13 protein-coding genes and 1 tRNA gene are annotated in these 13,415 nt (G+C 66.1%); 9 read left to right on the forward strand and 5 right to left on the reverse strand.

Going from position 1 to position 13,415, the window contains the following annotated elements; translation table 11 throughout:
* Positions 1–190 precede the first annotated feature (190 nt).
* Positions 191–2,317, forward strand: a complete 2,127-nt coding sequence (locus tag F0U60_RS51400) for a recombinase family protein (RefSeq protein WP_395811871.1) — start codon at positions 191–193, stop codon at positions 2,315–2,317.
* Here F0U60_RS51400 and F0U60_RS51405 read toward each other — a convergent pair.
* The gene (locus tag F0U60_RS51405) at positions 2,312–2,839 is read right to left on the reverse strand and encodes a transposase zinc-binding domain-containing protein (RefSeq protein WP_395811872.1); all 528 of its coding nucleotides are present in this window, start codon (positions 2,837–2,839) and stop codon (positions 2,312–2,314) included. The two genes, F0U60_RS51400 and F0U60_RS51405, sit on opposite strands and share 6 nt — an antisense overlap.
* 241 nt (positions 2,840–3,080) lie before the next feature.
* Here F0U60_RS51405 and F0U60_RS51410 point away from each other — a divergent pair.
* A tRNA-OTHER gene (locus F0U60_RS51410) sits at positions 3,081–3,183 on the forward strand.
* Between the two features lie 110 nt (positions 3,184–3,293).
* Here the strand turns inward: F0U60_RS51410 and F0U60_RS51415 are convergent.
* Together F0U60_RS51415 and F0U60_RS51420 are read right to left on the reverse strand one after the other, a co-directional pair.
* Entirely contained in the window at positions 3,294–4,049 is a 756-nt protein-coding gene (locus tag F0U60_RS51415) for an IS630 family transposase (protein ID WP_395825820.1), read from the reverse strand.
* Between the two features lie 44 nt (positions 4,050–4,093).
* The gene (locus F0U60_RS51420; protein WP_395825824.1) at positions 4,094–4,285 is read right to left on the reverse strand and encodes a helix-turn-helix domain-containing protein; all 192 of its coding nucleotides are present in this window, start codon (positions 4,283–4,285) and stop codon (positions 4,094–4,096) included.
* 225 nt (positions 4,286–4,510) lie between these two features.
* Here F0U60_RS51420 and F0U60_RS51425 point away from each other — a divergent pair, with 225 nt between their 5' ends.
* The 7 genes from F0U60_RS51425 (at position 4,511) to F0U60_RS51455 (ending at position 9,381) form a co-directional block, all read left to right on the forward strand.
* Entirely contained in the window at positions 4,511–4,945 is a 435-nt protein-coding gene (locus tag F0U60_RS51425; protein WP_395811873.1) for a hypothetical protein, read from the forward strand.
* Positions 4,946–4,982: 37 nt separating this feature from the next.
* Positions 4,983–5,861, forward strand: coding sequence for a hypothetical protein (locus F0U60_RS51430; protein WP_395811874.1), 879 nt, complete (start codon positions 4,983–4,985; stop codon positions 5,859–5,861).
* Positions 5,861–6,211: a DUF2019 domain-containing protein gene (locus tag F0U60_RS51435; protein WP_395811875.1), complete on the forward strand. Its 351-nt coding sequence runs from the start codon at positions 5,861–5,863 to the stop codon at positions 6,209–6,211. The genes F0U60_RS51430 and F0U60_RS51435 overlap by 1 nt, the downstream gene beginning before the upstream one ends.
* A 30-nt stretch (positions 6,212–6,241) precedes the next feature.
* A complete protein-coding gene (locus F0U60_RS51440; protein WP_395811876.1) occupies positions 6,242–6,592 on the forward strand; it encodes a DUF2019 domain-containing protein in 351 nt (116 codons plus the stop codon).
* Between the two features lie 141 nt (positions 6,593–6,733).
* Entirely contained in the window at positions 6,734–7,474 is a 741-nt protein-coding gene (locus F0U60_RS51445) for a hypothetical protein (RefSeq protein ID WP_395811877.1), read from the forward strand.
* A gap of 155 nt (positions 7,475–7,629) precedes the next feature.
* Complete coding sequence (locus F0U60_RS51450) at positions 7,630–8,316, forward strand: hypothetical protein (RefSeq protein WP_395811878.1); 687 nt, start codon at positions 7,630–7,632, stop codon at positions 8,314–8,316.
* Between the two features lie 102 nt (positions 8,317–8,418).
* Positions 8,419–9,381, forward strand: coding sequence for a YeiH family protein (locus F0U60_RS51455; protein ID WP_395811879.1), 963 nt, complete (start codon positions 8,419–8,421; stop codon positions 9,379–9,381).
* Positions 9,382–9,388: 7 nt separating this feature from the next.
* Here F0U60_RS51455 and F0U60_RS51460 read toward each other — a convergent pair whose 3' ends face one another.
* Both F0U60_RS51460 and F0U60_RS51465 read right to left on the reverse strand, forming a co-directional pair.
* Positions 9,389–10,303, reverse strand: a complete 915-nt coding sequence (locus F0U60_RS51460) for a LysR substrate-binding domain-containing protein (protein ID WP_395825827.1) — start codon at positions 10,301–10,303, stop codon at positions 9,389–9,391.
* 12 nt (positions 10,304–10,315) lie between these two features.
* On the reverse strand, positions 10,316–13,057 hold the full coding sequence (locus F0U60_RS51465) for a bifunctional acetate--CoA ligase family protein/GNAT family N-acetyltransferase (RefSeq protein ID WP_395811880.1): 2,742 nt from the start codon (positions 13,055–13,057) through the stop codon (positions 10,316–10,318).
* Positions 13,058–13,415: the final 358 nt, after the last annotated feature.

Here is a 13,415-nt window from a genome sequence, read left to right on the forward strand (position 1 = left end):
CCATAGAACGCCGAGCACTTGATGTCACGCAGCGGAGGTCTCATGTGCCCTTGAATGAGGGGGCCGACGCACGAGAGGTCCAGCATACCGGGCGCGGAGGTGCTGGAGAGACTTCTGCCCTGGTGGGCGAAGTTGGTGCACCGCGTGCTGGTGGCCGAGGCCGAGCAAGCAAGGCAGCGAGGGCAAAGCCATGAGTCAGGGCGAGCTGAGACCTGTTCACCTGCAGAGGAAAGCCTACGTGTACGTGAGGCAGTCCAGCACGACTCAGATGCTTGAGCACGCTGAGTCCAAGAAGCGTCAGTACGCCTTGGTGGAGCGTGCCGTGGCGCTGGGTTGGCCGCGCGAGGCGGTGGAAGTCGTTGACGAGGATCAGGGCAAGAGTGGCGCGTCCACAGAGGGGCGTGCTGGATTCTCACGGCTGGTCGACGCCGTGGCCCATGGGGAGGTCGGCGCCATCTTCGCTCTGGAGGTGTCGCGGCTGGCGCGCTCTTCTGTGGACTGGCAGCGGTTGCTGGCGCTCTGTGCGGTCGCCCAGGTGGTGGTGGTCGACGAGAGCACGCTCTACGACCCAGCCGAAGGAGACGACAAGTTGCTGTTGGACTTGAAGGGCACCATGTCAGAAGCAGAATTGCACTGGCTGGGCTTGAGGATGGTGGGAGCACGTCAAAGCAAGGCGCGTCGAGGCGAGCTGCACATGCGTGTACCCACGGGCTACGTGTGGACAGAGCGCGGCCTGGAGTTGGATCCGGATGAGGCTATTCAGCGAGCGGTGCGGCTGGTGTTTGAGCGCTTTCGTGTCGAGCCGAGCGCTTGTGCCGTGGTGCGCTGGATGAATGAGAGGGGGCTCGTGTTCCCTACTCGGCGCCCTGCTTCGGAAGGTGGGGAGGTGGAATGGAAGAAGCTTGGAGTCACGCGCCTCACAGAGCTCTTGCACAATCCCATCTACGCCGGAGCGTACGCCTACGGGCGAAGGCCGCGGAGCAAGGTGCTGGTGCGGGGTGAGATCCACAGAGTGCGTGCCGCTGGCCGCGCACCCGAGGAGTGGACGGTGTGCAAGCGCGATGCGCACCCAGGCTATATTGACTGGGAGACGTTCCTCTCCAACCAGGAGAAACTGAGGCAGAATCTCGTCCGCTCGCACGAGGCCAGTCCAGGAGCCCCCCGCGAGGGGAGAGCCCTGCTGGCTGGGCTGCTGCTCTGCGGGCGGTGTGGGCGACGGATGCGGACGAGTTATGGACGCAGAGGCCAGCTGCATTGGTATTACTTCTGCCCAGGCGCGAGGGACCAAAGCGGCAGAAGTCTCTGCTGGATGACATGCGGCGAGCCACTCGATGTAGCCGTGGAGGAGTTGTTTTTGAAGACCCTGGTGCCTGACGAGCTCGACCTCAGTCTGGCAGTAGAGCGTGAGGTGGGGGCGCAGGCGCAGGAGTTGCAGAAGCAGTGGCAAGCGCGCTTGGAGCAGGCCCGCTACGAGGCACGCCGAGCCGAGCGCCGGTACAAGGCCGTTGAACCGGAGAACCGGGTGGTGGCGCGCACTTTGGAGCGCCAGTGGGAAGAGCGGCTGCAAGAATTGGAGGAAGTGGAACGGCGGTACGCGGAAGCCCGGCGCAGTCGACATGTTGAACTGTCCGAGCAGGAGCGGCGACGCATCCGTGAACTGGCGAAGGATTTGCCCTCGGTCTGGCGTGCCTCCACGACTGGGACTGCAGACAAGAAGGCAATGTTGCGGTTGGTGGTGGAGTCCATCGCGCTCACGCCGGTGGATGTCCCCAGACGTACCATCCGCATCCAGGTGCAGTGGCAGGGCGGCGCCGTCACCCAACTGCAAGTGCCCCGGCCCACGGAGCGGGAGAAACTGCGCACGCCGGACGCAGTGGTGGAGCGGATACGTACCATGGCCGCTCAGGGCCTGCGGGATGAGGACATGGCTGAGCAGCTGAATGCAGAGGGGATACGAACCGCTGCCGGGGCCCGCTGGACGCTCTTGGCTGTCCGGTGGGTGCGCTACCACCATGACATCGTGCTGGTGGCCCCGGATGCACCCCGCGCCTGGCCCTTACCGGAGCGTCACCCGGATGGACGTTACTCACTGACTGGGGCTGCGAAGCGGTTTGGCGTCACCCCCACGGTGGTGAGGGGCTGGATACGGCGAGGCCTGGTGCCAGCACGGCGCGAGGACTTTGAGAGCCGCCGGGCCGTCTACTGGCTGGAGATTGACGAAGATACGGCCAAGCGCTTGCAAACCCTGGTGGCCTCCAGGCGCGCGGCCTCCAAGAGGACAGGAGCAGGACGTCCGAGTGGGGTACACGCATCATGAACGGCACGACCCGAAGAACTGGATGAACGACACGGCCCCGGCCTGCCCACCGCGCAGGCCCTGCCGCCGTGCCCTTCGGCGCTGCAGGGCAAACACTGCGCGCAGGAAGACGGTGAGGACGTCCGAGAGCAGTCCCACGTCCTTCAGCAGCACCCACCGCACCCGATGCGGAAAGGACAGCGTCCACTGTCGATAGGGCACGTGCGGCAGCACCTGCTCCACCAGGTGCACCGCCGTCACATGCGCCCGCTTCGCGTTGCAGGACGGGCACACCCCTCGTCCCTTGCACGAGAAGGCGACGAGAAGCTCGTCCTTACAACTCTCACAGCGCACCCGCGCGAAGCCGTGCGCCAGCACTCCGCATTCCAGGTACCTGGCGAAGTCCCGCTCCACGTACCGGGGCAGGCCTCTCCCCACCTCGCTGGCCTCCGCCAGCAATGTGGCCAGGTTGTCCCTCACCGCCTCGTACAGCACCGTCCCCTCCGGCTGCCTGCGCCGGTACGCCCACCCGTGCGTTCCCACCTGCCCCTCCCCAGCCACACCTCGCCAGGGCACACGCTACTGTCCGCCTCCCACGGGCCCCCGTGGAGCCCCTGCCTGCTTGTGGGGAGCGGGGCCTACGAGAGCAAGAGGCCGAGGAGGGCCGCAGCCCGCGCCGGATTGCCCCCTTCCAGGGCCTCCAGGGCCGCTGCGACGTGCCTTGCTACATTGCTACAGCAACCCCGCACTGGGGCGCTCTCTACACAGCTCGGCATGGGGCAGGGGACGGCGTAAGCGGTCGGAACTCTTACGAAAGCCGCTCTCGACCGCTCTGGAACGTTGTCGCCGGAAGCCTCCGGCGGCGGGTTCGATTCCCGCCGCCTCCACATTCAGAAGCTCAGCAACCGCCCGCTCAGGTGGGCCAGTGCGCTACCGGCTTGGGACTGGACTGCGACCCGTCCCCCTAGTGGAGTGTCCTACAAGTTTTTCGACATAGTCAGGAGAGGTGTCGGTCAACCCACTCGTGCATCTTGGCGCGAGTCCAAGACCAGGTGAAAGGGTGGGCGTAGAGGCGGTTGTATTCGGGCCAGCTGGCGTCGAGGTGTTCGATGAGCTCGTCACGGCTGGCCCAACTTCCCCGCTGCAGGTAGTGCGCAGCGAAGGCACGCAGCAGTAATTCGGCTTGATTGAGCCAGGAGGCATGGGCCGGCGTGAAGAGCACCCGGACATGAGGGTAGTTGCTGTGTAGGAAGTCGAGTGTCTCCTGGGCGGCGTGACTGGGACCTCCGTCCCAGATGAGATGGATGCGGCGCGCATTATCGTGCTCCCCAAGCACTTGGGGGAGAACAGCTCGCAGGCAGGCCCCGTCATTGCGCTCCAGGCACCAACCGCGCATCCGGCCGGAATGCACCACCAGCTTCGCCAGGAAGTTCACGGTGCCGTGCCTCACGTACTCGAACTCCTGCTTCTCGATGAGCCCCGGCTTCATCGGGTGCGTGAGGCACCTGCGCTCCAGCACCTGGATGTTGGGTTTCTCATCCAGGCACAACACCACTTCGTTTCGCCGGGCCAGTGTCTGCGCGTGCTCGTAGCACCAGAGAATCCGCGCGGCTTGGTGGCGGAAGGTCTCGCCGGGAGTCGGTGTCTTCCAGTAGCGATACCGGTGGGGCTGCAGGTCCGCGTCCCGGAGGATGAGCGCGACGGTGGAGTGGGAAATGGGAGCGATGCCGCGTAGCTGGGCGACGCGAGCCAGACTGCGCGTAGACCAGTGTCATGTGCAGGCCGACGCCCGCTGGCTCACAGCAGGCCAGTCGCTCCACCTCGACACGCTGGAGGGGGGGAAAACTCCCGAGGACGGCCAGAGCGGGGAGCATCCAGTACCACGTCTACACCCAGAGTTTCATAGCGACGACACAAGGCCCAGATGGTGGTGCGGTCCAGACCAAGCCGGTCGGCCAGTTCCGACACGATGGTGGCCGGGTCAGCCATCTCCAGCAGGATGCGTGCCCGACGGGCAACGCGCTGCTCGGTGCGTCCATCTCCCACCAATGTTTCCAGGTAGGCTCTCTCCCCTGGTGAGAGGTGGATGAGTCGCGGGGGGCGTCTCCTTATCCACCAGAAGTATTCATCCCCAGTGACTATGTCGAATTACTTGTAGGACACCCCACTAGGAACCAGGGTCAGCTAGGGTGGTCAGGGCCTGGAGGAGTCCCCATGAAGCTGTACTGCACGGCCGTGTTGATGGCGCTCCTCGTCGGGTGTGGCACGGCCTCTCGAGTCGTGCGCCTGGATACGGGCCAGACCGACCCCCTCGTATTCACCCCGCGCGCTGGCACCGAGCCAGTGGGGTTGACCGACGACGAATTCGAGGAGGCCGTGGCGAAGCTTGCTCGGGACGCGAAACCCTCTACTCGACCCCAGGAAGCGGCTCGGCGGCTGTTCGAGATGGATGCACGGAGCGGTTCGTACACGTACGAGACACCTGGCCGCCGCATCATTCCGCTCGATTCGAACGAACACCTGAAGGGGGAATCAACGGCGGCGGAAGTGGAGTTGACCCGCGCCTACCTTCGCTGGTGCGAGCGCACCGGCAGGCCCGGAGACTGTCTGCGCCTGCTGACAGAAAGCCCCCATCGTCAACGGGGATAGCCGATTCGCGCTGGCCATGGCCCTCGCCCGAGGCGCCGTGCTGGACGAGATGCTGGAAGCGTTCAAGGACATGGCCGATCCCCACGCCATGGTGGCAGCGGTTCTCTGGACCTGGACCACGTACATGGTCCTCATCGCCATTCCCGACGTGACGATCTCCAAGGGCCTCGCAGCAGTGATGACCGCCACGCTCATTTCCTACGTGGGGGTGGATACCTTCTGGAGCCTCGTCGTCGGCTTCAAGCGGCTGATGGACGAGGCGGAGCGGGCCTCCACGTTCACCGAGCTACGCGAAGCGGGCGAGCGCTACGGCAAGGTCATGGGGCGCAACGCGGCGCGAGCATTCGCCATGCTGGCGATGGCGGCCATCGGCAACACGGCGCCGGGGCTGGCCGCGACAGTGCCGAATCTGCCCGGCTCGAGGCAGGCGGCGGTGCAGGCGGAAACTCAGGTAGGTATCCGCCTCGCGGCGGTGGGGGATGTGGAGACGGTTGTCGTGAGCGCCGAGACCGTCACCATCGCCCTTGCGCCTGGTGCTGTCGCCATGACGGCCCAAACCATGAGCAGCACCGCAACCAATGCCTCTCCGAACGGATTCAGAGCTTGGGGGTCGTACAGCAGCTTCAAAAGGGCCATGGGCTCGGCGGGCCCAGGAAAAGAGTGGCACCACATCGTCGAGCAGACGCCGGGCAACGTGAAGCAGTTCGGGGCCCAGGCCCTTCACAACACTGAAAACATCATTCCGTTGGACAAGGGTATCCACACCCGCCTCAGCTCGCTCTACTCCTCAATCCGGCGTAGCATCACAGGTTCGGATAAGCTGACCGTGCGGCAGTGGTTGAGCACACAGTCGTACGAGGCCCAACGCGAATTCGGGCTGTTGGCCATCGAGAACGTGACGAAGGGGTTCTGGTAATGAGGCTGGAGGAACTGGTCGAACAGTTCTCTCAAAACGTAGCCGCGCAAACCGACGCTATCTGGAGGGGAGACGCCAAGACTGGAAACAAGCATGCCAAGAAGTACGGCGCTGCGTTCGACAAGCTCCGGGCTCACGGTGATGCCGGACGCGACGCACTGGCCGTGCTGTTCAAGCACCCGCGCCTGGACGTGCGTGTCATGGCCGCCGCGCACCTGCTCCGCCATCGGACAGCCGAGGCCAAAGCGGTCCTGGAGGAGGTCGCCAAGGGCGAGGGGCTTGTCTCATTCAAAGCTGGGCAAGCGCTGAAGAGGTGGGAGGACGGCACCTGGGCATTAGACTTGGAATAACTCTTTCAGAAGCACCTCATGGAGTAACAAATGAAGCTGGAGGAACTGGTCGAGCAGTTCGCTCTGAACGTAGCCGCGCAGACCGAGGCGATCTGGCGGGGAGACGCAAAGACCGGAAACAAGCATGCCAGGAAGTACGGTGCCGCAGTCGATAAGCTCCTGGCCCACGGCGATACCGGGCGTGATGCGCTCCTCGTGCTGCTGAAACACGAGCGTATGGATGTGCGCGTCATGGCCGCCGCGCATCTGCTCCGATACAAGACGGCTGAGGCGAAAGCGGTTCTGGAAGAAGCCGCCAAAGGTCAGGGGCTTGTGCCCTTTGAAGCACAGCAGGCACTGAAACGGTGGGAGGACGGCACCTGGGCCCTGGACCTGGGGTAGCTACAAGTAGCAACACCCAGCGACTTTATAGAGGCGCCGGCTCAACGCTCAGGAAGCGGACCATCCAGTCCGCCGCACTGCGGGTGCTGAGTCTCTTGATACGCCCCTGCTCGACCGTCCTGATCACCATGGAGCCCCTTCATGTCCTCATGGTCCATCATCCACCAGCCTTCCACTCCCAGAGTTCCGGAGCATCTCCCTATGAGACACATAACCGGGCACTCCTCGCTCCGGAGCAAGGCACTGGGTTTGATAACACTCCAAGCCGCGCTGATGGGGCTGTTCCTTATCGGGTGCGCCAGCGGCCCTCGTCGAGAGGGAGAGACCAAGGACTACGGCTTCGAGGGAGATTCCGACATCGTCTGGGTACGTGGCCCCTGGGAGTCCATCCGACCCTCGGGAAATGTGGATGAAGTCATCGACCAGCTCTGCCCAGCAGTGATGGAGCTGCCAAGGGCACGGCTGGGCGAATACGGTCAGGAGTACTGCGGCGTCATCTACTCATTCGAGAACGGCCTCTACTACGCAAGCGTCCCCTCCCCTTTGAAGAGAGCGGAGATGGTGGGCCCGAGCAGACGGAAATCCTGTTTCTCTCCCGCGGTGGTGAAGGACTCTCGGGGCCAGCTCGAGCCTCTTGCCGATTTCCACAGCCATCCCTGGCCATCCTCTCCCATGAGCGAGCCCGACAGGCGTAGACGAAACCAGCGCTATCGCGTTCGCATCCAGTTCGACACAACCTGCCGCATCCAGAAGCTCGTACCTCATATCCGAGATGCTCTGCCCGGCGAGATCTACGAGCGGCAGGCAAGGAGCTGGAAGCTCATCGGCTACATCCAACCCGAGGACAAGGACTCGGGCTTCATCACCCCTGTACGACCATGAATATCCACCTGCATTCGCGGTTCCATTGGGAGAACTTCATGGGAAGAGCCGCCGGACTGATGCTCTGCTGCGCCCTCTCGGGCTGTATGACGGCTCGAAGCCACGTCCGATACGTTCCAGCGGAAGAGGCCGCTTGGTTCAAGTTCGGAGCGGACTTGCCCGATGAGGGTAAGCTCGAGCTCTCCGGCGCCCAGGCCATGGCCATGCAGCTCGCCATGGAGCATTTCCTCCCGTGGAATGTCCGTCCCCCGACCGGAGCGAACCGGAGCGACATCTGCATCCACCAGCGCCAGTCCTGGGATGTAGAGATAGCACCGGGAAAGGAAGGGACCACGCTGGTCTACTTCTCCCTCGCTCCTGGAGCCTGTTACCGGTGGGATCCACCTCTGGACATGGAAGCTACTTACGAAGTGGACGTGCGAAACGGGCGACTGATGGAGAAGGATCCGATGCAGCCCTCTCCCGCGCTTCCCAAAGAGGGACGACTCCGCCTCGAGGGCAACGTGGCTGCGGCCATCCAGCTCGCCCTGGAGGACTTTCTTCCGGGGGATGCCAAGCCACCCGAGGGCACCCGTCCCGAAGAAGCCTGTCTCTACCGGCCCGACTCCTATGCCGTCACGGCCGTTCCGGGTCCCGCGGGCGTGGTACAGATCCGATTCACTGTCGATGAGAAGGCCTGTCCGACGAACGCACTGTGGGGATCGTCGGGAGCCCTCGCCAGCATGGACAGAACCGTCCATGCCGTGGACATCCGCACGATGCGCATTCTCGCCATCGGCAATCATGCGCACCTGAGACCCGCTGCTCATGGCCCTGCCGAGGAGAAACCGAGGAGCGAGTAGCTCGGGCAGCGAAAGCGAGCGCCCATCGAGCCATCCAAAAAGCTGATGGCTCATCCCCTCTCCCGTCTGGTTTCCCGAAGGCTCTGGGCGCACCTTGGGAGCATGGACGAGCAACGACACTGGAGCGCTGGGCATGTCCTGGTGCCCCTTGGCGCGGTGGCCAGCATTCTCCCCTTCGTGTCCACCGGTGCTGCCCTGGTGGCGGGCATCCTCGTGGCGCTGCTCGTGGGCAACCCCTACGTGGAATGGACTCGCCGCGCCACGCATACCCTGCTGTCGCTCGCGGTGGTGGGACTCGGCGCCGGCATGGACCTGCGCGTCGTCGCTGCAGTGGGCGCTCACGGTGTCCTCTACACCGTGGCGAGCATCGCCGTGTGTCTGCTGCTCGGCGCCCTCTTCTCCCGAGCGCTCGGAGTCTCGCGTGAGGCCGGCCTGCTCATCAGCGTGGGCACGGCCATCTGCGGAGGCAGCGCCATCGCCGCGATGGTGCCCGTGCTCTGCCCCAGGGAGCACGAGGTCTCCGTCGCCCTGGGCACCGTGTTCCTGCTCAACGCCGTGGCCCTCTTCGTCTTTCCCGCCGTCGGGCATGCCGTGGGGCTCGATGCGAGCCATTTCGGTCTGTGGAGCGCCCTGGCCATCCACGACACCAGCTCCGTGGTGGGCGCCGCCCTCCAGTACGGCCCCCAGGCGCTGGAGGTGGCCACGACGGTCAAGCTGGCGCGCGCCCTGTGGATCGTCCCCCTCACCCTCGTCATCGGCGCGTGGCGGAGGCGTCAGGACGAGGCCACGGAGCCTCGAGGTCAGGCGCGGCACCCCTGGTTCATCCTTGGCTTCATCGCCACGGCGGCGCTCGTCACCTGGGTGCCGGCCATGCGGCCCGCGGGGCACCTGGTGGCGAGCGCGTCCCGGCAGGCGCTGGTGCTGACGCTCTTCCTCATCGGCGCCAACCTCACCCGCGATGCTGTCCGCTCCGTGGGCATACGGCCGCTCGCGCACGGCCTGGCGCTGTGGGTGTGCATGGCGGGCCTGAGCCTGGGTGCCATCGGCCTCCACCTCGTGGAGTGAGGCGCGCTCAGGGGTGCAGCAAGGGCGGTGGCGAGGCACGCGCGTGTCGCAGGAAGCGGCCCGCGATGCCCGACGGCGCATCCACCGGCAGCACCCACGAGAAGGCACGCTCCACGCGCAAGCCTGGCACGGGAAGCACCCGCAGCCGCCCCTGGGCCAGCTCGCCCTGAATACTCCATCTCGACAGGAAACCCACGCCCAGGCCGAGCATCACCGCGCCGTGGATGGCCTCGTTGCTGCCGAGTTGCAGATCTCCCGCCTGCGCGCCACGACGCACGCCGGACCGCCGCAGGGCACGCTCCAGCACGGCCCGCGTCCCCGAGCCTGGCTCGCGCCAGAGAAGGGGCACGGAACGAAGAGCGTCCACCGAGCGCACCCGCAGCAGCTCCGCCGGAGCCTGTGCCGAGACGACGGGCACCAGCTCATCATCGAGATAGCGCTCCAGCCGGATGCGAGCGGCGCGGGCATGTCCTTCCACCAGGCCCAGCGGGGCGCGGCCCTCGCCCACCCAGGCGAGCACCTGCGTGGTGTTGCCCACCTCTACCCGCACCTGCAATCCGCGGTGGGAGCGGAGGAAGGAGGCCAGCACCTGGGGCACCACGGAGCTGGCGATCGTCGTGCTCGCCGCCAGCACCAGCTCTCCGCCCGTCTCCTCCTCGGTGGAGATGGCGAGTGCCGCCTCGTCCAGCAGTTGGTGGACGCGCTGCGCGTACTCCAACAAGGCTCGGCCCGCGTCGTTGAGACGCACGCCCCGCGCGGTGCGCACCAGCAGGGGCCGGCCGCACTCGTGCTCGAGCTGGCGCACCTGCGCGGAGACGGCTGGCTGCGACAGGTGCAGGAGCCGCGAGGCCGCCGACACCTGCCCCGTGGTGGCGACCACGCGGAAGACTTCGAGACGGCGCGGATCAAGGCGTGTGGACAGGGAGAGCCCTCCTCAGTCCAACACCTTTACCGCCTTCACCATCGTCTCGCCTATCTCCTGGGGCAGGAGGATTTTAAAGCCCAGCTTGTTGCAGACATGCTGCATCGCCCCGTTGCCCGACAGGATGTCCGCGACGATGCGCTTCAGGCCCCAGTCCCGGCCCACAGTCACCAGCCGACTCAGCAGCTCCGTTCCCAGGCCCTGCCGTTGCACCGCGTCACTGATGAGCATCGCGAACTCGGCGTCCTCTGTGCCCGGCAGCTTCGTCAAGCGGCCCACCGCGAGGAGCTCTCCCCGGCTCGCGCCGTCCGCACGCTCCACCACCAGCGCCATCTCACGCCCGTAGTCGTTGAAGCAGATGCGCGCCAGCCGCTCGTGCGCCACGCGCTGGTCCAGCTTCATCATCCCCGCGTACCGCAGGAACACCGTCTGCTCCGTCAGCGACTTGTGGAACTCCACCATCCTCGGCTCGTCCTCGGGACGGATGGGCCGGATGATCACCATCTCCCCGCCCTTCATCCGCCAGCGCTCCACGTACTTCGTCGGGTACGGAAGGATGGCCAGCCGTGGCAGCTGCTCCTCTGTCACCTCCGGGCCGTGCAGCACCACGCGCGCGTCCAGCGCCACCAGCCCCTCCGACGAGGCCAGCAGGGGGTTGATGTCCACCTCCTTGATGAAGCGCTGCTCCACCACCATCTGGCTGAAGCGCACCAGCAGCTTCTCCACGGCGCCCGGGTCCACCGGCTTGCGCCCGCGCACCCCGCGCAGCGCCTCGTGGATGCGCGTCTGCTCCATCATCCGTCGCGCCAGCGTCGTGTTCAGCGGCGGCAGGCCCAGCGCCCGGTCCTTGAACACCTCCACCAGCGTGCCGCCCGCACCGAACAGCAGCACCGGCCCGAACTGCGCGTCCAGGCCGCAGCCCACGATGAGCTCGTAGCCGTCCCGCCTCACCATGGGCTGCACCGTCACCCCGTCGAACGCGTCCGCCTGGCCCAGCTCCTCCAGCTTCCCGCGGATGCCCTCGAAGGCCTCGCGGACCTTCTCCGCCGACTCCAGGTTCAGCCGCACCCCGCCCACGTCCGACTTGTGGGTGATGCGGCAGGAGTGCAGCTTCAACACCACCGGGTAGCCCAGCGACTCCGCCTCGCGCACCGCCTCGTCCACGGTGGTCGCCCGCCGCGTCTCCACCGTCGGAATCCCATACGCCGCCAGCAGCTTCTTGGACTCCAGCTCCGAGAGCACCAGGCGGCCCGCCGTGCGCGCCTCGTGGATGAGCGTCCCGGCCTCCTCGCGCCGCTCTGGCTCCTCCGTCAGCACTGGCGTCTCGTACAGGCCCGCCAGGTTGTAGCTGTAGCGCCACATGTAATTGAAGATGCGCGCCGCCGTGTCCGGATAGCCAAACGTGGGAATCCCCACGTCGTTGAGGATGCGCTCGCCCGCCGCCACGTCCGAGCCCCCCATCCAACTGGCGATCACCGGCTTGCCCAGCTTCACGTAGGGCTTGAGCCGATCCGCCGTCTGCGTGGGCTCGGTCTGGTCCTGAGGCGCGAGGATGACGAGCAGGCCATCGCTGTTCTTGTCCGCGCCCGCCACCTCCAGAGCCTTCGCGAAACGCTCCGGGTCCGCGTCGCCGAGGATGTCCACCGGGTTGCCGTGGCTCCACTCGGGAGGCAGGAAGCCATTGAGCTCCGACATGGTCTTCTCCGACAGCTTCGCCAGCTCGCCGCCGCCCGTCACCAGCGCATCCGTGGCCAGCACGCCCGGGCCGCCCGCGTTGGTGAGGATGGTGAGCCGCCGGCCCACGGGACGCGGCTGCTTGGCGAGCACCTCGGCCATGTAGAAGAGGTCCGCGATGGAGTCCACGCGCAGCACGCCCGTGCGCCGGAAGGCCGCGCTCAGCACCTCGTCGCTGCCCGTCAGCGTGCCCGTGTGCGAGGCCGCCGCCGCCGCCGCCTGCGCCGTCCGTCCCGCCTTGATGACGATGATGGGCTTGTGCAGCGCCACCTCGCGCGCCGCCGACAGGAAGGCCCGCGCGTCACCAATGGACTCCATGTAGAGGAGGATGCTGCGCGTGCGCGGGTCATCCCCCAGGTAGTCGATGAGGTCTCCCCAGCCCACGTTCAGCATCGAGCCCAGGGACACACAGGCGCTGAAGCCCACCGACTCGCGCTTGCTCCAGTCGAGGATGGCGGTGAGCAGCGCGCCGCTCTGGCTGATGAAGGCCACGTTACCCGAGCGCGCCATGCCGCCCGCGAAGGTGGCGTTGAGCCCCGTGGTCGGCCGCATCACGCCCAGACAGTTGGGGCCGATGATGCGAATGCTCGCCTGCCGGGCAATCTCAAGCACCTCCTGCTCCAGCTTCACGCCCTCGGGGCCCACCTCCTTGAAGCCGGCGGAGACGATGATGGCGCCCCGGACGCCCGCCTCCGCGCACTCGCGCATCACGCCGGGCACCGAGGCGGCGGGCGTCACGATGACGGCCAGGTCCACCGGCTCGGGCAGCTCCTTCAGCGACGGCCAGGAGCGGATGCCCAGCACGTTGGGCCGCTTGGGATTGATGGGATAGACGGTGCCGCCGAAGGGGTTGCTGATGAGGTTCCAGAGAATGGTGCGACCCACGCTCCCCTGCCGCTCGCTCGCGCCCACCACCGCCACGCTGCGCGGAGAGAAGATGGCGTCGAGCGGGTGACGGCCTCGCTGGTGCAGCAGGTCGTACGAAGGATCGTTGGGCGGCGCTCGGGTCGGCTGGGCCATGTGCTGTTTCTGTTCCCGACGCCGGCCCTGAATCAACCAATAACTGGATGACATTCACGCGGTGCGTTGCCTGGGCGGCAGTGTGTGGGTGTGCGCGCGGTCGCACGGCGTCATGGCCAGAAGCCAGACAAACTGAAATGAACTGATTGCTTGAACAGAGAAGCTCATCTTCGCGGAAAAAGCTACGACAGGCACTGGCGTGGTGGATGCCTGGATTGCCTCGCTCACCGGGTGCCCGTCAGTCGCAGGGTGCTGTGGCCCTTCGCATCCGTCACCCGCTGGTCCGTACCGGTGCGGTACTTGCCGGTACGCTCCCGTGGTGGGATCTGAAGTGGCTCACGCCCCCGGCATCCCAGTA

This window comes from Archangium minus, assembly GCF_044360475.1.
Classification (GTDB): Bacteria; Myxococcota; Myxococcia; order Myxococcales; family Myxococcaceae; genus Archangium; species Archangium minus.